General features: G+C 63.3%; 17 protein-coding genes, 1 tRNA gene and 1 riboswitch. Of the genes, 11 read left to right on the top strand and 7 right to left on the bottom strand.

Features of this window, described 5'->3' with window-relative positions:
- Positions 1 to 145 precede the first annotated feature (145 nt).
- The 8 genes from QUG03_RS07830 (at position 146) to QUG03_RS07795 (ending at position 7,059) form a co-directional block, all read left to right on the top strand.
- Positions 146 to 1,342, top strand: coding sequence for a cation:proton antiporter (locus QUG03_RS07830; protein WP_227108360.1), 1,197 nt, complete (start codon positions 146 to 148; stop codon positions 1,340 to 1,342).
- A 4-nt stretch (positions 1,343 to 1,346) separates the two neighbouring features.
- Positions 1,347 to 2,480, top strand: a complete 1,134-nt coding sequence (locus QUG03_RS07825) for a YbdK family carboxylate-amine ligase (protein WP_107800002.1) — start codon at positions 1,347 to 1,349, stop codon at positions 2,478 to 2,480.
- A gap of 26 nt (positions 2,481 to 2,506) precedes the next feature.
- On the top strand, positions 2,507 to 3,310 hold the full coding sequence (gene nudC, locus QUG03_RS07820; protein WP_227108358.1) for an NAD(+) diphosphatase: 804 nt from the start codon (positions 2,507 to 2,509) through the stop codon (positions 3,308 to 3,310).
- Between the two features lie 390 nt (positions 3,311 to 3,700).
- Positions 3,701 to 4,615, top strand: coding sequence for an MBL fold metallo-hydrolase (locus QUG03_RS07815; protein ID WP_500819774.1), 915 nt, complete (start codon positions 3,701 to 3,703; stop codon positions 4,613 to 4,615).
- Positions 4,616 to 4,642: 27 nt separating this feature from the next.
- Positions 4,643 to 4,945, top strand: a complete 303-nt coding sequence (locus QUG03_RS07810) for a hypothetical protein (protein WP_107800000.1) — start codon at positions 4,643 to 4,645, stop codon at positions 4,943 to 4,945.
- Entirely contained in the window at positions 4,933 to 5,772 is an 840-nt protein-coding gene (locus tag QUG03_RS07805; protein ID WP_500819773.1) for an MbnB/TglH/ChrH family RiPP precursor modification enzyme, read from the top strand. The genes QUG03_RS07810 and QUG03_RS07805 overlap by 13 nt, the downstream gene beginning before the upstream one ends.
- A gap of 19 nt (positions 5,773 to 5,791) precedes the next feature.
- Positions 5,792 to 6,463 carry an HvfC/BufC family peptide modification chaperone gene (locus tag QUG03_RS07800; protein WP_500819772.1) on the top strand — a complete coding sequence of 224 codons (672 nt, stop codon included), beginning with the start codon at positions 5,792 to 5,794 and terminating at the stop codon, positions 6,461 to 6,463.
- A gap of 11 nt (positions 6,464 to 6,474) precedes the next feature.
- Complete coding sequence (locus QUG03_RS07795) at positions 6,475 to 7,059, top strand: HvfX family Cu-binding RiPP maturation protein (protein ID WP_500819771.1); 585 nt, start codon at positions 6,475 to 6,477, stop codon at positions 7,057 to 7,059.
- Positions 7,060 to 7,278: 219 nt separating this feature from the next.
- On the opposite strand, the gene QUG03_RS07790 is transcribed toward QUG03_RS07795, so the two are convergent.
- From QUG03_RS07790 to QUG03_RS07780, 3 genes are all read right to left on the bottom strand, one after another.
- The gene (locus tag QUG03_RS07790; RefSeq protein WP_500819770.1) at positions 7,279 to 7,818 is read right to left on the bottom strand and encodes a hypothetical protein; all 540 of its coding nucleotides are present in this window, start codon (positions 7,816 to 7,818) and stop codon (positions 7,279 to 7,281) included.
- A gap of 295 nt (positions 7,819 to 8,113) precedes the next feature.
- A tRNA-Thr gene (locus QUG03_RS07785) sits at positions 8,114 to 8,189 on the bottom strand.
- Between the two features lie 45 nt (positions 8,190 to 8,234).
- The gene (locus QUG03_RS07780) at positions 8,235 to 8,717 is read right to left on the bottom strand and encodes a hypothetical protein (protein WP_500819769.1); all 483 of its coding nucleotides are present in this window, start codon (positions 8,715 to 8,717) and stop codon (positions 8,235 to 8,237) included.
- Positions 8,718 to 8,980: 263 nt separating this feature from the next.
- Here QUG03_RS07780 and QUG03_RS07775 point away from each other — a divergent pair, with 263 nt between their 5' ends.
- Positions 8,981 to 10,192, top strand: coding sequence for a SpoIIE family protein phosphatase (locus tag QUG03_RS07775; RefSeq protein WP_500819768.1), 1,212 nt, complete (start codon positions 8,981 to 8,983; stop codon positions 10,190 to 10,192).
- Between the two features lie 9 nt (positions 10,193 to 10,201).
- On the opposite strand, the gene QUG03_RS07770 is transcribed toward QUG03_RS07775, so the two are convergent.
- Both QUG03_RS07770 and QUG03_RS07765 read right to left on the bottom strand, forming a co-directional pair.
- Positions 10,202 to 10,957, bottom strand: a complete 756-nt coding sequence (locus QUG03_RS07770; protein ID WP_500819767.1) for an N-formylglutamate amidohydrolase — start codon at positions 10,955 to 10,957, stop codon at positions 10,202 to 10,204.
- 193 nt (positions 10,958 to 11,150) lie between these two features.
- A complete protein-coding gene (locus QUG03_RS07765; protein ID WP_500819766.1) occupies positions 11,151 to 11,888 on the bottom strand; it encodes a class I SAM-dependent methyltransferase in 738 nt (245 codons plus the stop codon).
- A 235-nt stretch (positions 11,889 to 12,123) separates the two neighbouring features.
- Positions 12,124 to 12,286: riboswitch (FMN riboswitch) on the bottom strand.
- Positions 12,287 to 12,369: 83 nt separating this feature from the next.
- On the opposite strand from QUG03_RS07765, the gene QUG03_RS07760 reads away from it, so the two are divergent.
- Positions 12,370 to 12,735 (top strand): YfeK family protein, encoded by a 366-nt coding sequence (locus QUG03_RS07760; protein ID WP_107798990.1) that lies wholly within the window; start codon positions 12,370 to 12,372, stop codon positions 12,733 to 12,735.
- Positions 12,736 to 12,832: 97 nt separating this feature from the next.
- The gene (gene hrpA / locus QUG03_RS07755; protein WP_500819765.1) at positions 12,833 to 16,768 is read left to right on the top strand and encodes an ATP-dependent RNA helicase HrpA; all 3,936 of its coding nucleotides are present in this window, start codon (positions 12,833 to 12,835) and stop codon (positions 16,766 to 16,768) included.
- Positions 16,769 to 16,852: 84 nt separating this feature from the next.
- On the opposite strand, the gene QUG03_RS07750 is transcribed toward hrpA, so the two are convergent.
- Positions 16,853 to 18,169 (bottom strand): MFS transporter, encoded by a 1,317-nt coding sequence (locus QUG03_RS07750; protein ID WP_500819764.1) that lies wholly within the window; start codon positions 18,167 to 18,169, stop codon positions 16,853 to 16,855.
- A gap of 66 nt (positions 18,170 to 18,235) precedes the next feature.
- Entirely contained in the window at positions 18,236 to 19,477 is a 1,242-nt protein-coding gene (locus tag QUG03_RS07745) for a GNAT family N-acetyltransferase (protein WP_500819763.1), read from the bottom strand.
- Between the last annotated feature and the right edge of the window lie 6 nt (positions 19,478 to 19,483).

The raw sequence follows: 19,483 nt of genomic DNA, 5'->3' as shown, positions 1-19,483 counted from the left end.
TATCGTCTCTCATACTCTGAGGGCGATTTCGCGCATTTCAATGCGCGTCCCATCCGATCCGTCGCAAGACGTCAACATTCCGCTTTCGCTGCGCCGGCTCAGGCTGGCGCGTCAGTCAAAATCAAAAATAAACGGGGGAATTATCATGAGCCTGCCTTGGCAAACGCTGGCGCTCAATCCTTTGGCGGCATTCGGCGTGCTGTTGTCGCTGGGCGTGATTGGCGGCCAGATCGCCGTGCGGGTGGCGCGTCTGCCCGCCATCGTCGGTTATGTGCTGACCGGCTTGCTGATTGGTCCGCACAGCCTGCGGCTACTGGACGAGCAACTATTGCAGCAAGCGTCCATCTTCGTGCACCTGGCCTTGGGCATTGCGCTGTTTGAGGCCGGGCGCCGCGTGGATTTGCGCTGGCTGCGGGTGGAACGCACCTTGTTGCTGACCACCTTGTTCTATTGCCTGCTGACCTTGCTTGGCCTGTTCGCCGCCTTGCAGCTGTTCGGCCTGGGTCTGGCGGCCAGCCTGATGCTGGCCGCGCTGGGCGTGGCCACTTCGCCGGTGGTCACGCTGGAGATTGTGCGCGAGTCTAACGCGGACGGACAGGTCAGCGAACGCCTGCTGGTGGCCACGGCATTGTCCAATCTGCTGGCCCTGCCCTGCTTCGCGCTGGCCTTGTCCTATGGCCATCTGTCCGGCAACAACGGCGTGGAAAGCGGCATTCTGCTGCCGGGCTGGCTGACCTTGGCCTCCTGTGCGCTGGGCCTGTTGGCCGGTCTCGCGGCAATCCAGCTTAATCGCTGGCTGGGCGGCCGGCAGCGGGAATCGCAGAAAGTCATGCTGTTCGGTTTGATCGCGCTGGTGGTCGGCGTGGCGGACATGCTGCAGGTCTTGCCGTCCCTGGCCTTGCTCACGGCCGGCCTGGCCACGCGCAACCTCAAGCACGGCCATACCGTGACCGAACGCGGCATCATGTCGTCCGCCCATATCTTTACCGTGGCGTTCTTCGTGGCCGCCGGCGCGCAACTGGCGCCGCAGTCGCTGGCGCAGTTCTGGCCGGTGGCCCTGGCCTGCCTGCTGCTGCGCACCGGCTTCGCCGTGTTGATCTGGTGGCTGGCGGCCGGCGCCAATGGCCTGCCCAAGCGCCACGGCGCCTGCCTGGGCTTGGCGCTGAACTCCTGGTCCGGCGGCACTTCTTTGCTGATGAGCTTGGGAGCGATTTCCCTGGGCGCCGCCGCGGGAAACTTCAGCGGAGTGATGATGGCCATCCTGGTGATCAATGAATTGTGCGCGCCGGTGCTGACCCGCCTGGCCTTGAAGCTGGCCGGCGAAACCCGGCCGCAGGAGTGAGACGATGCTGGAATTCAACCGCAGTCAGCCGCTGACCCTGGGGGTGGAGCTGGAGCTGATGATTCTCAATCGGCGCGATTACGATCTGACCCGCGGCTCGGACGATTTGCTGTTGCAGGTGAATCGCCTGCAGCACGGTTTCGACATCAAGCCGGAAATCACCCAGGGCATGATTGAGATCGGCACCGCCGTGCACAGCGACGTCAACAAGATGCTGGAGGAGATTCTGGCCATCCGCGAGCTGCTGGTCAGCAGCGCGCGCAAACTGAATCTGGGCCTGGCCGGCGGCGGCTCGCATCCGTTCCAGCATTGGGACGAGCAACGCATCTACCCCAAGGAGCGCTATCACCTGGTGTCCGAGCTGTACGGCTATCTGGCCAAGCAGTTCACCGTTTACGGCCAGCACATCCACATCGGCTGCCCGGACGGCGACAGCGCGGTGCGCCTGACCCATTATCTGGCGCGCTACATTCCGCACTTCATCGCGCTGTCCGCGTCTTCTCCGTTTTATCAGGGGGTGGACACGCTGTTCCAGACCTCGCGACTGACCAGCGTCAACGCCTTCCCGCTGTCCGGCTGCATGCCTTGCGTCAACAACTGGGCGCAGTTCAACGACTATTTCCGGCGCATGGCCAACCTTGGGATTGTCGCCAGCATGAAGGACTTTTACTGGGACATCCGGCCCAAGCCGGAGTACGGCACGGTGGAAATCCGCATCTGTGACACGCCGCTGTCGGTGGAGACGCCAGTGCTGCTGGCGGCTTACGCGCAGATGCTGGCGCACCGCTGTCTGAGCGAACGCCAGGACGAGGTGTGTCAGGAACATTATCTGACGTATAGCTACAACCGCTTCCAGGCCTGCCGCTTCGGTTTTGACGGAATGTTGGTGGATGCCGGCAACAATAGCCAAATCGGACTGCAGGAGGATTTGCTCAACACCTTGAATCAGCTGGAGCCGCAGGCCGAGGCGCTGGGCAATCAGGCGCAGTTGACCGCCTTGCGCCAGCGGGTGTTGAAGCGGCAGTCCGACAGCGCCTGGCTGCGGCAGGTGTTCGACGACAGCGGTTCTTTGTCCGAGGTGGTGCGCCGGCAAAGCGAACACTGGATGTACGCGGCGCCGGGAGTGGGCGTAAACTGAGGGGCTCAAACCTTAACCAAGCCGCCATGCCATTCGACCTGCCCGCCCTGCCCGATCCCGCGCTGCCTGCCCGCTACTGCATTTTCGAAGGGCCCAAGATCCTGTTGCTGGACCAGGCCCTGCCGGATGACCGCGCGCGCGCCTGGCCGCTGGCCCAAATCCTGTTCATCGGCGTGCATGAGGAACACAATCTGTTTCTGGCGGAACTGGTGGGTGCTCCGCCGGCCGGCTGCGAGTGGCTGGCCCTGCGCCCGGCCTTGCTCAGCCTGCCTTCCGGGCTGACGCCGGCCATCGCCCGCGCCGCGCAAATCCGCCAGTTCCAGCGCACTCATCGTTATTGCGGCCGTTGCGCCGGGCCGCTGCTTCAGCGGCCGGACGATAGCGGCAAACGCTGTTCCAGCTGCGGCCAGCTCTACTATCCCAAGCTGTCGCCGGCGATGATGGTAGTAATCCATCGCGGCCGGCAATTGTTGCTGGCGCGCAGCCCTCATTTCGTCCCCGGCGTCTACAGCGCGCTGGCCGGTTTTGTCGAGCCCGGCGAAACCCTGGAGGAATGCGTACACCGCGAGGCGTTTGAAGAGGTGGGCGTGCGCATCAAGAATCTGCGCTACGTCTGCTCTCAATCCTGGCCCTTTCCCCACTCGCTGATGCTGGGCTTTACCGCGGAGTACGACAGCGGCGACATCCAGCCTCAGGAGGGCGAGATCGAAGACGCCGGCTGGTTCGACATCGACGCCCTGCCGCAAACGCCGACGCCCATCTCCATCGCCTATCAATTGCTGAATCACACCGTGGCGTGGCTGCGCGCTCGGGACGAGGGGCGGGCCTAGCCGCATGGCGGAGGGCCCCGTCTCGCCCCCGCGCTACACCCCTATCCATCTTTCCATCACAAGCAGGCCGGCGCGCCTGCTTGATCCTCCACATCGTTTTGACGCTGTCCCCGTCTACTTCCTCCGCCCTCTCCCGTCGCCGCCCATCGCCGAATATTCAAGGGATCTTCACCTCTGCATATAAGTTTTTCTACTCATATCCATAAATACAAAAAGTAATGCTGATATAAGCGCGGTGATAAGCTTTAGTCATAGCCAAAGCGACGCGACTCCCGCCTGCAAGGGGAAATCTCGTCGAATTCAATGAAATACGGCGGCGATGACGCAGGCCGGCCTCCCTCCTCAGGCCAAATCACCGCGCCGCACAAGGAGCGCAAAATGAAAATCCGCATGCTTGCCTTATCCCTCTTGCTGGCCTGCGCTGCCAACGCTTCCCTGGCCAGCCCAACTCAATGCGAAAACAAAGACTACGCCTTGCAATTGCTGGGCTCGGGCGGGCCGATCTCCGATGACGGCCGTGCTTCGTCCGCCTCGCTGATCTGGTGGAAGGGCAAGCCGGTGGCGCTGATAGACGCCGGCGGCGGCGCCTTTCTGCGCTTCGGCCAATCCGGCGCGCGGCTGGAAGACGTCGGCTTCATCGGCCTCACCCACTTTCACACCGACCATGTATCGGACTTGCCCGCGCTGCTCAAGGGCAGCTACTTTTTCAGCTCGCCCCGCGCCATTCAGATGTCCGGCCCAACGGGCGGCGCCGGCTTTCCCAGTCTGAGCGGCTTCATGAACGCCCAGTTCAACGCCAAAAGCGGCGCTTACGCCTATCTGTCCGGCCTCTACTCCGGCCAGGGCGACATCCCGCTCAAGGTCTCGCTGTCCAATGTGGACTACCGCAAGACCACGCCGACCACAGTGTATGAAAAAGACGGCGTCCGCATCAGCGCGCTCGGCATTCCGCACGGCGACGTGCCCTGCCTCGCTTATCGGATCGACACCAAGGACGGCAGCATCGTCGTCTCCGCCGATCAGAACGGCGGCAACCCTCGCTTTATCGATTTCGCCAAGAACGCGGACATTCTGGTGATGCCGCTCGCCATCGACGAGCAGGCGGACCCCGCTTCCGCCTTCCTGCACGCCAAGCCGTCCGTCGTCGGCCGCATCGCCGCCGCGGCGAAGCCCAAGCAGCTGGTGCTCAACCATTTCATGGGCAAGGGCCTGCGGCTCAAGGAGCAATCGATCTCCATCGTCCGCCGTTATTACCCAGGCCCGATCCACGCCAGCCGCGACCTTTCATGCTTCCAGGCGCATTGAGCGCCGCCATCCCAAAGGAGAACCGACATGAAAAAACAGATCATTCTTTCCATCGCCATGACATCCTTGCTCGGCCTGAGCGCCGAAGCCGCATTGGCGGCGGAAGCCAGCCAGCCGGCGCAAGCGGTGAAAAGCCAAAGCGGCCATGGCGGCAAATGCGCCAGCGGCAAGTGCGGCACGGTGAAGATGTATGAGAAAGCCCCTCTCCGGCACGATCCGCAAGATCAATTGGTGCGCGCCCGCGACGGCAAGTGCGGCAAGACCGGCCAAGGCGTCCACTCCGACCAAACCGGCAAGGGAAAAATGGTGGAGGGCGTATGCGGACAATAAATCAACAGGCCGTCGGCGTGGGGCTGCGCGCCGAACATGCCCAATGGCTGGCCGATCACCCCCCGCAGCCTGAAATCGACTTCCTGGAAATCACGCTGGAAAACTGGATGGACATCGGCGGCCGCAAACGCGAGCAGCTGGACCGTCTGGCGGAGAAATACCCGTTGATCTCGCATGGGCTCAGCCTGTCGATAGGCGACGAGCTGCCGCTGGACGCGGACTATCTCCAGCGCGCCAAGCGCTTTCTCGACCGCTATCGCATCCGCCTGCACGGCGACCACCTCAGTTACTCCCGCGATCGGCAAGGTTATTTGTACGAACTGCTGCCGATCCCCCGCGGCGAAGCGACCGCGGCGCGCGTCGCCGCCAAGATACGCCAGGTTCAAGACCTCCTGGATAGACCGTTGATCCTGGAAAACATCAGCTACTACCACGCCCACGCCGGCCAGATGGAGGAAGCGGACTTCATCCGCGCCGTTGTCGAACAAAGCGGCTGCCAATTGCTGCTGGACATCAACAACGTCTACGTCAACGCCTGCAACCACGGTTACGACCCGCGACGCTTCATCGCCGATCTGCCGTCCCAGGCCATCCGCTACTTCCACATCGCCGGCCACTGGCGCCGCGACGATGGCATCTTGATCGACACCCACGGCGCGGCCGTATGCGAAGAGGTGCTGGAACTGGCCCGGCACGCCGTGGCTTTGCACGGCTCCCGTCCGCTGTTGCTGGAGCGCGACAACCAGTTGCCGCCGTGGCGGGAGCTGTGCGAAGAAGCGGCCGCGCTGCGGCGCCGCATCCACCTGCCGGCGGCCCAGGCCGCCTGAGCGCGGCAAAGGAGACATCATGAACGCGATATCGGACATCGAAACCTTCAGCCGGCGGCTGCGGGGCGGCCCGGAGGCCTCGGGCGAGCGTTCCGTCGAGCTTTACCGCCAGTTTCTGCGCGGCAATATCGAGGAAGTGCTGAGCCATGTCTTCCCCTTGTTCTGCGCCAGGCTGTCGGCTGAGCAGCTGCGCAGCCGCATCGACGACTTTTTGGCGGGTCACGCCTCGTCCAGCCCCGAGTTCCACCACATCGCCACCGAGTTTCTCTGTTTCTCCCAAGCCGGCCTGCCCGCGGATCTGCGGCAATGCCTGGAATACGAGTGGCTGCTGTTCAGCGTGGAAATAGACGAGGCCGTCGTGACGCCGCCCTCCGCCGGGCTGGCGACGGAAAGCTCCGTTTTCTCGCTCAATCCCACGCTGGCCTGCGTTGAACTGCAGCTGGACTTCGCCGGGCTTGCCGGCCCTTACGCCATCTTCCGCGACGCCCGACATCAGGTGATCCGGAAACCGCTGAGCGCCTTAGATCGCTGGCTGCTGGAGGCCTTGCGGACGCCTTGCGCCTATCCGGCGCTGTCGGCCGAAGTTCCGCCCGACGCGCTCTGGACCTGGCTCAAGGAAGCGCTCGTCACCGGCTTGATACAGATGCGCGACATGCGCGCGCCGGCGTCCGACGCCGCCCGCCCAATATGAGGAATACGAAAATGATTGCCAAGATAATGAATGGTTTCGACCAGGCGCTTGCGGCTTGCAAGCAATACGACTTCATCGCCCTGCTGGGCGTCCGCCTCTATCTGCTGCCGGTGATCTACGTCGGCGCCCATTCCAAGGTGGTCGGCTTCAGCGCGGCGGTGAGCTGGTTCGGCGCTCCGGCCAGCGAAGGCGGCCTGGGCCTGCCCTTCCCCGTGCTGTTCGCCTTTCTGGCCGCGGCCACCGAGGTGCTGGGCCTGGTCTGCATCGCGCTCGGCTTGTTCACCCGGGTGATGGCCATCCCCATGATGGTGCTGATGAGCGCGGCCAGCGCCATGGTGCACCTGCCGCGCGGCTGGCTGGCCATTGCCGCCAAGGACATGGAGTCCAGCCAGCGCTTGGCCGGCTTCCTGTCCTGGCTGGCGGAGAACTTCCCCGGCCGTTACAACTACATCACTGAACTGGGCGACCCGGTCATCCTGAACAACGGGATGGAGTTCGCCGCCACCTACTTCGTCATGCTGTTGGTGCTGTTCTTTTACGGCGGCGGCCGCTACGTCAGCGCGGATTACTGGCTGCGCAAGCGCTTTGCCGCTTAAAAGCGCTTCAAAATCCGCTGCGCGTCAAGCCGAGAGCGTTCTCGGAATATAGAGCTCGCCTGCAGGCCAATGATGGCCGCCCGTCTTTTGGTCAGTTCGAACAAGCATGCCGGCCGCCTATAACAGGCAGTAGCTGGCATCCTCATGTCGGCCTCCTGTTATGACCATGAGCCCCAGCCTGATTGGCTGGGGTCTTTTTATGCCCTCGAAAAAAGGGGCCTATCCCCTGATGGCAAGATGGTGGCCGACTAAAATGACGCAAATTGAAAATGCGATCGAGTCATAGGCAAGCAAGAATTGATAGGCATTGCTGCCGGCATACGAAAGAAAGGCGTATCCGGCAGAAACCAAGAGCATCCCAAAGAATTTTTTCTTGCTTCTTTTGCTTGGGCCCTTATCGTAGTAAGCGAAAAAATTGGCCAAAGCGCTGGTGAAGGCGGTCCCGTATACTGTCCAACTGGAAGAGGTGCGGGCCTCGTAGATCGCGAGGCTGTTCAGCGCACACAGTGTGGCTTGCAAGAAACCTGCTCGCCCGCCTTTCCAATTGAAATGAAACTGCAGTTCCCTTTGGGTCTGTAACCACAGCCAGCCAATTCTTACCGTTGCAAAATTCCAGCACTCTCTAAAAGCCATAAGGTCGAACTGCAAGTTCGGCGCCCATGGAAAGTTCTGATTCAGAATTCTCAGCGTTTCGGCCGCGCTTGTTTCGATATCGACTCTCATCCCTTCCGGAGTGAGGAAATTGCCATCTCCAGTCATTTGTCAGTCTCCCATAAGGGGTGAATCAAATTAACGATTGGCGTGCCGATTAATGTCGCCGTTACATCAATAAGTAGCCGACTAAAGTATTTTTCTACAGAAACAATGCTTTATGACGGTTTATAGGGGTGAAGACGATTCTTGGCTAAAGAAGTATGGGGAAAAGCGTAACAATGCGCGAAGCGGCGGGGCGGCGATATTTTGGCGTAGTGGGAAATATTAGCCAATGTGGCCGGCACTCCCCTAAAACGCACCAAGGGCCTATAGAGAAAACTCTATAGGCCCTTGATTTTATTGGTGCCGGCGGCAGGAATCGAACTCGCGACCCCCTGATTACAAGTCAGGTGCTCTACCAACTGAGCTACACCGGCGAAGAGAGGCGTATTATGTCTTGCCTCAATGGCTTTGGCAAGCCGTCAGCGCGTCTTTTTCGGCGCCTTTTTATGCGCCTTCTTCACGCTTTTTCCTACCTTTTTGTTTTTGCTGATTTTTTTAGCGGGCGCCTTGGCCTGCGGCGCGCGCTTTGCGGTTTTGGCTGCGTGACGCGGCTTTTTGGCCGTCGATTTTTTGACGGTCGATTTTTTTGTTGCCGGCTTGGCCGCCGCCTTGCCGTGACGCGTCTGCTTGGCGCTAATGGCCTTGGCCTGACGCTTGCCCTGCTTCGCGGATTTCGCCTTGGCCTTGCCTTTGGCCTGGCGAGCAGGCTTGGCTTGCTCTTTGGCGCGCGCCGGTTCCGCCGCCTGAACGGTTTTGGCCGGCGCGGCCTTGCGCGCAGGCTTGCTCGCCGGCGCCATCTGCACGTCGCCGGGCAGAGGCATGTCTTCGGGTTCGGCCAGGCTGGCCGGGCTGATCAACGCCAGGCTCAAGGCCAGCGCAATGGTGTGCGTCGCGAATTTCATGATCGGGGGTCTAATGCTCTCTGGGATGAAACGGGCCGCGCTTTGCGCCGCCAAAACCCGCATACTAGCACGGGGTTTCCCGCGCCCTGGCGGAAATTGACGACGGCGGGCAAAGTCCAATCCGCCGCGCGGACTGATTTTTATTGCCGCAGTGCGCCATCGCCGCCTCACATATGCTATACCCACAGTGCAATGCCAATGTAATTGCCTTTGCGCTCGTTTGCGCCGCTCGCTTCCCTTTCCTGACACGTAATGGAAACAGCATGCCCCAGCCCAAAATTTTGCTGGTGGACGACAGCGCCACCAATAGCCTGATGGTCCGCACCTTCGTTGAAGACCTGGGCTATCAATGCGATCTCGCCGGCAATGGCCGGGAGGCCGTCGCCAGGTGTAAGACAGTCGGCTACGACTTGATCCTGATGGACATCATCATGCCGGTGATGAACGGGCTGCAGGCCACGATGGAGCTGCGGACCCTGTTCGGAGAACACTGGGTGCCCATCATCTTCCTGACCGGCCTGAGCCAGCAGCAAGATCTGATCGAAGGCCTCAAGGCCGGCGGCGACGACTATCTGACCAAACCGGTCAGCCCGGACCTGCTGACGGCCAAGATCCAGGTATTTTTGCGCATCGCCCAAATGCAGCGGCAGATCAACCAGGACGCGGTGCGCCTGGAGCGCTACTTCCAGAACAATGAGCGCGAACAAAGCTACGCCTTGGAGCTGATCGAGCGGCTGAATCGGCAACAACTGGAACTGCCGGCCCATGTCTGGCGTCATTTGCGGCCGGCTTCCCAGTTCAACGGCGATCTGGTCTGCTATGCCCGCGCGACAGATCGGGAATACCTGATGCTGGCCGATTGCACAGGACACGGCCTGACCGCGGCCATCAGCGCCATCCCGGCGGTGGAGTGCTTTTACGAGCTGGCTCAGGCGCAAGCGGCCTTGGGCGACATCGCGGCGGCCATCAACGACAAACTGCACCGCCTGCTGCCCTCCGGGCGCTTCGTCGCCGGCATCCTCATCGGAATCGACGCGGCCGCGCAGTCTGTGCAGGTCTGGAACGGCGGCATTCCCTGCGCGCTGATGTTTGATCCGCAAGGGCGCAAGGTCAAGCAATTCCGTTCCGAGCACCCGCCCCTGAGCATTTTGGCGGCTAGACAGTTCGACCGTTCGCTGGAAACCAGCATGTTGAAGCCGGAGCATGCGCTGGTCGTCTGCTCGGACGGCATTACCGAGGCCCAGGCGGACAATGGCCAGATGTTTGGCCTGGACGGCGTGATCAAGGCGGTGGAAGCCGGCTGGCCCGGACGGATCGGCAATACCGTATTGCAGGCGCTGCAGCGCCACCGCCAGAACGAAGCCATCTTGGACGACGCGTCCTTGCTGGTGGTGCATTCGCCATCGGTCCCAAACCAGCCTGAGGCCGATATCGGCTGCGCCGTGCCAAACCGCTCCCGCTGGCACGACGCCTGAGCGCCGCGCCTAGTCCTCCACCTCTCTCACATAGCGCACCAGCGCCTGCAAGAGCTGGGAGAAACGATGCGCGGCCAGATTCCCGTCCGAGGGCGTGAGCCAGGTGCTGCTGATTTCCAGCTGAATGGCGGGCACGCCCAGCCGCGAAGCGAATTTGGCGATGGTCTGATGCTTGGACGCGGCGAAGTAGTTGTCGGAGACATTGAGCACGCCCTGCCCTCGCAAACGCTGCTCCAGCCGCTGTTGCAGCCAGGGCTTGCCCAGGAGCGAAGCCCCGTTCAAGGTGCCGAAATCCACGTCGTAAGGCCGGTAAGGATGGCTGCCGTGCAGGTCCAGCACCAGCAAGGGACGCTGATCGGCGATCAAAGCCGCCAGCTTGCGTTTGAAGGCGTTGTCGTCTTCGTAATTGGGGTCGGACGGCGAGGCGCGGGTGGTGTAGATCGCGGTGGCGCCGGCCAGTTGGTGCAGCATCGCCGCCAAGGCCGCGGTGCCGCCGCCGTTGGAGAAACGGTATTGCCCGTCGCGGAACGGGCTGGTGGCGTGCGGCGCGGTGACGATGATGGGACGCTTGCCCTCCAATACGGTAAACCACGGCTCGCCGTTTTGCGGCGGCCTGTCCTTGGCGGCATCCGCCTCCTGCTGCAGCTTGATGGCCTCGACGATGTGGGCCGGTTCGATGACGGCCTGTTCCGGCGGGGTCTTGCCGACGGCGGGCGCCGTCGATAAGGCCAGAATCAGAATCCCCGCTACCCATCCGCTTCTCATCGCCCTCCTCCTGATTCTTGCCCGATCATTGCTGGACCGGGCATGCGCGGCTTGGTTCTAAGAACCTGTTTGCGATCTGCTACGCGCCGGCGATACGGCGTTGAAAACAGCCATGCCGTTTTTCAGCCGTTTTCGCCTTGCCGCGACTTGCGCGAGACTTTGAACAGGTTCGGGCCAGTCCGGCAAGGCTGCGCTAACGCGCCGGCTTTCGCGCGGAGAGCAGCAGTAGGGCCGGACGGCGCGCGTGCGGCCGCAAACCGTCCCGATGCGCCAGGGTCTGCGGGTCCGGCGCGGGCTCGCCCAGGTGAAGCAGTTGGAAGCCGGCGTCCAGCAAGCCTTTCACATAGCTTTCCACCGTGCGGTGATGTTTGATCACGCCGTCGACGAACCAACGGCTTGCGCGCGCATCTTGCTGAAAGTAGGCGTCCAGCGTCCAGTGCGATGGCTCGCCCGCCGCGTCCAGCGCCCAGCCCTGAGGGCTGGCCGTGCAAATCGGGTGCTCCACCGTCAGCGCGAACACGCCGCCGGGCCGCAGCGCGGCGAACACGCGCGCCGCCGCCGCCGCGTAATCCTCCACATAGTGCAGGGCCAGCGAGGACACGGCCAGATCATAGGCGGCGGCCGGAGGCTGAAAACCCTCGATGCCCGCGCACTGGTATTGGATGGCGGAATCCTGGGTGCGCGCCCGCGCCTGTTCCAGCATGCGTTCGGACAAATCCACCGCGGTGACGCTGGCCGCGCCCTCGCCGCGCGCCCAGCGGGCGAAATCGCCGAAACCGCACCCCAGGTCCAGGATGTCGATGCCGGCCAGCGGCGGCAGCGCGCCGCGCAAGGCGGGCTGCTCCAGCACGCCGTTCAGCCCGGTGTCGCTGTCACGCAAGGCTTGGTATTGGGAGAAAAAGACCGGATGGTCGTAGATGTTTTGCTGCATGTGGAGGCTCCGTAAATACTTAAGGAAAGCGCCCCAGGGCGGCGCACGGCCATGCCGACGCGCAAAAGCGCGCCGGGCTCTCTGAGCCTGTTCAAAGTCTCGCGAGCAAGGGCGAGACAAGGCGAAAACGAGTGAAAAAGCGGAATGTACAAGTGGTACATGAGCATTTTGAGCTCGTTTTTAACGCCGTATCGCTGAAGCGCAGCAGACTTTGAACAGGCTCTCACGGCCTGGCGCGCGTCTTCTCTCATCCGGACTCTCACCGTCGGCTTCGGCTTCTCACCGAATCTGCTGACCCGCGCATCGTGGAAACGGCTGCGCGGCGCTCGCGGGCTCGTCGCCGGCATTCGCCGCGACATACCGCCGGTGGGGAATTTCACCCCGCCCTGAAGACCGGCACAGCATAAAGGCGGCGCGGAAGTTGGACAAGCCCCGCCCCATCGCGCATAGTCTGCGCATTCCAATTGCAATGGAGCGAAGCATGACCCCGAAGCTGCCGATCTGGCTGTTTTTTTGTTTGAGCGCCGGCGCGGCCGTCGCCGCGCCCACCCCGGCCGCCAAGAACGAGATCAACCATCTATTGGACTATCTGGCCCAATCCGGCTGCGAATTCAATCGCAACGGCAGTTGGTACGGCTCTAAAGAGGCCCGCGATCATCTAAACGACAAATACCAGTATCTGCTGAAAAAAGACTGGGTCAGCAACGCGGAAAGCTTCATCGAGCGCGCGGCCACCCAAAGCAGCATCAGCGGCAAGGCCTATCAGGTGCGTTGCGGCTCGGCGCAACCGGTGGCCAGCGCCGGCTGGCTGAAAGCGGAGCTGGGCCGCTACCGCCAGCGCAAATAAGCCGTTCCGCCGGCGTCCGGCCGGCAATCCAGGCCTGCCGGACCGCCACGCAGCTGTTATAATCGCCGCTTTCCTGTAATCCAGTGTTCTTTTCCCGATGACTGCTGCCCAGCTGCTGGCCCAACTCAAGGCCGACCTCCCCTCCTGCCTGATCCGCGACCGCCACGCCTTGCGCCGCAAACTGAGCGACGCCGCCGAGCGGCTGAAGAAAAACCAGCCCGCGGACAGGCAGCTGGCCGATATCCAGACGCAGATCGAGCGCTCCGCCGCCAAGGTGGCCGCGCGCCGCGCCCATCTGCCCAAGCCCGATTTCGACGACGCCCTGCCGGTCAACCAGAAACTGGCCGACATCAAAGCCGCCATCGACGGCCATCAGGTGGTGATCATCTGCGGCGAAACCGGCTCCGGCAAAACCACCCAGCTGCCCAAGATCTGCCTGGAACTGGGCCGCGGCGTGCACGGCCTGATCGGCCACACCCAGCCGCGCCGGCTGGCCGCGCGCTCGGTGGCCAGCCGCATCGCCCAGGAGCTGAAATCCACGCTGGGCGAGCATGTCGGCTTCAAGGTGCGCTTCACCGACAAGCTGTCGGACAAATCGGTGATCAAGCTGATGACCGACGGCATCATGCTGGCGGAAACCCAGACCGACCGTTATCTGGAAAACTACGACACCATCATCATCGACGAGGCGCATGAACGCAGCCTCAACATCGACTTCCTGCTGGGTTATCTGAAACAGCTGCTGCCGCGCCGGCCGGACCTGAAAGTGATCATCACCTCGGCCACCATCGACGCCGACCGCTTCTCCCGCCATTTCGACGGCGCGCCGGTGATCGAAGTCTCCGGCCGCACTTACCCGGTGGAAGTGCGTTACCGCCCATTGGCGCAACGCGACGAAGACGAGCGCGAAGTGGAAATGGAAGGCGCCATCGTCGACGCCGTCGACGAGCTGTCGCGCCAGGGCCCGGGCGATATGCTGGTCTTCCTGCCCGGCGAGCGCGAAATCCGCGAAACCGCGGAAAAACTGCGTAAATCCGGCATCCGCGGCTACGAAATCCTGCCCTTGTTTGCCCGCCTGTCCAACGAGGACCAGCAAAAGATCTTCAAGCCCTCCGGCGGCCGCCGCATCGTGCTGGCCACCAATGTGGCCGAAACCTCGCTGACGGTGCCGGGCATCAAATACGTGATCGACACAGGACAGGCGCGCATCAACCGCTACAGCCCGCGCGCCAAGGTGGAACAGCTGCAAGTGGAGAAGATCTCCCAGGCGGCGGCGCGGCAGCGCGCCGGCCGTTGCGGCCGCGTCGAGGCCGGCATCTGCGTGCGCCTGTACGGCGAGGACGACTTCAATCAGCGTCCGGCCTTCACTGATCCGGAAATCGTCCGCTCCAACCTGGCCGCGGTCATTCTGCGCATGGCCGCGCTGCGGCTGGGCAAAGTGGACGCCTTCCCCTTCATCGAAGCGCCCAGCAGCCGGCTGATCGCCGACGGCTACCAGGTGCTGACCGAACTGGGCGCGGTGGACGACAAGGGCGAACTCACCGGCGTGGGCAAGGAGCTGGCGCGGATTCCGGTGGACCCGAAAGTGGGCCGCCTGCTGCTGGCCGGCCGCGACTTCGGCTGCGTGCGCGAAGTGCTGATCATCGCCGCCGCCCTCAGCGTGCAAGACCCGCGCGAACGCCCGTTCGAGGCGCGCGAGGCGGCCGAACGCGCGCAGGCGCGCTTCAACGACGAGAAGTCCGACTTCCTGTCCTTCCTGCACCTGTGGGACTTCTTCTCCGACGCGCTCAAGCACAAGAAATCCAACCGTCTGCTGATCAACACCTGCCACGAGCACTTCCTGTCCCATCTGCGCTTGCGCGAATGGCGCGAACTGCACGCGCAGCTGGCGGACATCGCCGGCGAGCTGGGCCTGATCAAGCGCGAACAGGCGCACGCCGACGCCGAGCAGCCGGACGCGCAGATGACGCAGAAAAAGCGCCAGCAGCTGGACGCCGTCGCTTATGAAAACCTGCACAAGGCGCTGGTGACCGGCCTGATCGGCAATCTGGGCATGAAAAACCAGGAAGGCGACGATTACCAAGGCACCCGCGGCGTCAACTTCCACGTCTTCCCCGGCTCCGGCCTGAAAAAGGCCAAGCCCAAATGGCTGGTGGCGGCGGAACTGGTGGAAACCACCCGCCTCTACGCCCGCTGCGTGGCCAAGATCGAGCCGGAATGGGTGGAAAAGCTGGCGCCGCACCTGGTCAAATACCATTACTTCGACCCGCACTGGGAAAAGAGCCGCGGCGAAGTGGTGGCCAGCGAGCGCGTCACCCTGTACGGCCTGACCCTGGTGCCGCGCCGGCCGGTCAGCTACGGCCGCATCGCGCCGGAAGAAGCGCGCGAGCTGTTCATCCGCGGCGCGCTGGTAAATATGGACTACGTCAGCAACGCGCCCTTCTTCCAGCGCAATCAGCAATTGATCCGCGAAGTGGAGCAGCTGGAGCACAAGGCGCGGCGTCAGGACGTGCTGGTGGACGAAGAGGCGCTGTTCGCCTTCTACAGCGAACGGATTCCGGCCGAGGTGGTGGACGCCGCCAGCTTCGAGGCCTGGCGCAAGGAGGCGGAAAAGACCGAAGCCAAGCTGCTGCAGCTGACGCGCGAAGAACTGATGCGCCACGCCGCGCAACATGTCACCGAAAACCAGTTCCCGGAATGGCTGGAGCTGGAAGACGGCCGCCTCAAGCTGCGCTACCGCTTCGAACCCAACCACCCGCTGGACGGCGTCACCCTGGACGTGCCGCTGGCCATCCTCAACCGCCTGCAGCCGGCCGCTTTCGAATGGCTGGTGCCCGGCATGGTGCGCGAGAAGCTGCAACAGCTGATCAAGGGCCTGCCCAAGCAGATCCGCCGCTGCTGCGTGCCAGTGCCGGACTTCGTCACCCGCTTCCTCAGCGTCAATCCGGACCAGCAGCAGCCGATCGCGCCGCAGCTGGCGCGCTTCATCCTGCGCGAAACCGGCGGCGTCAAAGTGGACATCGACGATTTCCGCGTCCAGGAGCTGCCGGCCCATCTGCTGTTCAACTTCCGCGTCATTGACGACGGCAAGCAGGAAATCGGCCTGGGCCGCGATCTGCTGGCGCTGCAAAAGCAGTTCGGCCAGGCCGCCCAGCTGACCTTCCGCGACACCAGCGCGGAGTTCGAGCGCGACGAAGTCAGCAGCTGGGACTTTGGCGAACTGCCGGAAAGCATTCAGTTCGCCCGCGGCCGCCAGCAGCTGACCGGCTATCCGGCGCTGACGCTGGAGCAGGACAAGGTGGCGATCCGCCTGTTCGACACCCAGTTGATGGCCGAGCGCCATCACCGTCAAGGCGTGATCCGGCTGCTGCAACTGCAGCTCAAGGAGCAGATGAAGCAGCTGTCCAAGGGCCTGCCCGGCATGACCCAGCTGGGTCTGCAACTGCGCGCGGTGGCCAATGTCGACGAATTGCTGGCCGACGCCATCGCCTGCATCTGCGACCGCGCCTTCATCGGCGACGACGCGCTGCCGCGCAATGAGAAAGCCTTCAACGAGCAGAAAACCCGCGCCCGCACCCGGCTGCCGGCCGTCAACCAGGCGGTGACCCAGTATCTGGGCCAGGTGGCGTCCGAATACGGCCCGCTCAGCGTCAAGATGCAGAAGCACAAGCTGGGCTACGAGTTGCAGCAGCAATTGGCCAAGCTGGTTTACAAGGGCTTCCTGGCCGCCACGCCGTGGAGCCAGCTGCCGCACCTGCCGCGCTATATGCGCGCGATGGGCTTGCGCATGGACAAGCAGCCGGCCAACCCGCAGCGCGACGGCCAGCGTGGCGCGGAAATCCGCGACCTATGGCAGAAATGGGAAACCCGGGTGGCCGAGGACAATGAAGCCGAAGGCGCGTCCCAGGCGCTGCTGGATTTCCGCTGGCAGATCGAGGAACTGCGCGTCAGCCTGTTCGCCCAGGAGCTGAAAACGCCGTATCCGGTGTCTGCCAAGCGGCTGTTGAAGCTGTGGAGCGAACTACCACGCTAATGCTCGCCAGACCTTGAACTGGCTCGCCCTGGCATGAGAAAACGGCGGCGTCTTTATCGACGCCGCCGTTTTTCTATGCGCGCTTCAATGCACCGGATGGGACAAGCCCGGCCTATCCCCCCAGGCCAGCAGGAACACCCCCATCGCCAGCCCCTCCAGGCAGAAAATCATCAGATAGCCGGCCAGCGCCAGCGAGCTGGCCTCCATCCACACCGACAGCAAGACCGGCGTGAAGCCGCCCACCACCGCGTAAGCCACATTGTAGGAAAACGACAGGCCGCTGAAGCGGATGGGCGCCGGGAAGGCGCGCACCATCAGAAAAGGCACCGCGCCGACAATGCCGGCGAAAAAGCCGGTCAGCGTGTACAGCGGGCGCAACCAGCTTACGTCATGCCCCATGGTCTGGTAAAAACACCAGCTGCTGACGCCCAACAGCAGGCTGCCCGCGGTGAACACCGGCCCGCCGCCGAAACGGTCCACCGCCAGGCCGGCGACGATGCAGCCCACGCTCAGCGCGATGATGGCCAGGCTGTTGGCGGACAAGGCCTCCACCGGCGGCACGCCGAACTGCTTTTGCAAAAAAGTGGGCGTCATCAGAATCACCACCACGATGGTGACCGACAGCATCGCGGTGGCCGCCATCGACACGGCCATGCCCAGACGATGGCCGCGCAAGGCCGCCTTCAGTGGCAGCTCGGCGGACAGCGCCTTGCGCGCCTGCATTTCGTTGAACACCGGCGTCTCATGCAGCCAGCGGCGCAGATACATCGCCACCAGGCCGAAGACGCCGCCGATCAAGAAGGGAATCCGCCAGGCGCCGTCCTCCAGCTGCTGCGGCGTGAAGAACAGATTCATCGCCATCGCGATCAGGGAGCCAAACAGAATGCCTATGGTCAGCCCCGAGGTGATGATGCCGCAAGCCAGGCCGGTGCGGCGCGGCGGCGCGTGCTCGGCGACAAACACCCAGGCGCCCGGCACCTCGCCGCCGATGGCCGCGCCCTGCAATACGCGCAGCAGGAGCAGCAAGATCGGCGCCCATATCCCTATGCTCTGATACGTGGGCAGCAGGCCCATCGCCAGCGTCGGCAAGGCCATCAGCACAATGCTGAGCGTGAACATGCGCTTGCGGCCGAACAAATCGCCGAAGTGAGCCATGACGATGCCGCCCAGCGGCCGCGCCAGGTAGCCGGCGGCGAAAATGCCGAACACCTGCAATTGGCGCAGCCAGCCCGGAATGTCGTGGGGGAAGAACAGCTTGCCCAAGACCAGGGCGAAGAACACGTAAATGATGAAGTCGTAAAATTCCAGCGCGCCGCCCAGCGAAGCCAGGCCCAGCGTCTTGCAATCGTTCCGGTTCAGTTTGCGCGCGGGTGCCGCGGCGGCGCTCGCCGTTTGAGTCATATCAGGTCCTTTCCGCGACCAAGATGCACACGCCCTCCCCGCCGCGCGGCGCGAAGGGCTGGGCCATTATTTTTTGAAGGGATTGATCGTCGGCGCGTCCTCGTGCTGGACGATGCCGAAGCTGCTGCGGATCAGCGAATTGAGCACAGGCTGGCGATGGCGTATCCACAGCGAGGTGGGCACAGGCTGGCAGCCCATCCTCGCCTTGGGTTCCAGCGCGGTGCGGCCGAAGATCACCCGCCGTCCGCCGGCGGCCAAGGCCGACTCGATCGCCGTGTGCAGCAGGCGCAGGTAAAGCGGCAGCTCCTTGGCCGCGGCGCGGTCGAAGCCTATCTGCGCGGCGGTGACTTCCGCGCCGTCTTTCAAGACCAGCAGGAAGCCCAGCAGCGCGCCGTTCCGCCACAAGCCGCGCAGTTCCGCCCGCTCCGACCCCAGCGCCGCCATCCGCCGCCAGTAGTCGGCGCTCACCGTCACCGGCCGCAGCGTGGCATTGTCTTGCACCGCCAGGTAAAGCGCTTGCATCCGCTCCGCCTGCGCGTCCACCTGTTCCGGCGTCATCACGCCGATCTCGCAGCCGGCGGCTTCCACGGGCTTGAAGATCTGCTGGCGGATGGCGCTGCGGTATTTGGAGGTCATGCCGGCCAGGTAGTCGTCGTAAACGCGCCAGTCCTCGGCCAGCGGCAACACCATATTGGGTTCCGTCTCCAGGGTGCTGTAGCTGAGCTTGCCCAGCGCCCGGCTGTCTTCCCGCGCCGTTTCGTCCATGTCCTTGACCAGCACGAAGTCGATCTGGCCGTTCAGCTTCTCCGCGCGGCGGATGCGGTAGAGAATCTCCGCCACCGCCTGCCAGCGGGTCTGCGGGTCCAGATCGGCGGCGAAGGCCGCGCCGTCCAGGCCGTAGCTGAGCATATTGCCGCAGACCAGCAGCCGTTGCCGCAGCTTGGGCTTGAGATTTTGCGCCAGCGCCGCGCGCAGCGAGCCTTCCGGCCGCGGCCCGGGATGGGCGTGCAGGGTTTCCAGGCTGACTTCCAACAGCTGCATCGCCACCGCCGCCACCGGCTCGCCGTCGCGATAGGCCAGCGCGTAGCGCACTTCGAAATGGGCGAGCTCGGACCGCTCCAGCGCGCGCCAGTAATCGCGGGACATCAGCAGCCCGTGCCGGGCCGCCAGCTGATCCCAGTGTTGTCCGTTCAAAAAGTCTATGCGCTCGGAGAAGGCGAAATTCAGCGCGCTGGCCTGCCGCAAGCGGCGGCGCAGCTTCCAGCCGTCGCCCAATTGGCGGGCCAGTTGTTTGATTTTCTTGCTCATGGCTTG

The sequence above is a fragment of the Chromobacterium sp. CCUG 30098 genome, assembly GCF_059916605.1.
The sequence above is the reverse complement of the archived record's forward strand: the minus strand, read 5'-3'. Positions and strand labels throughout refer to the sequence as shown.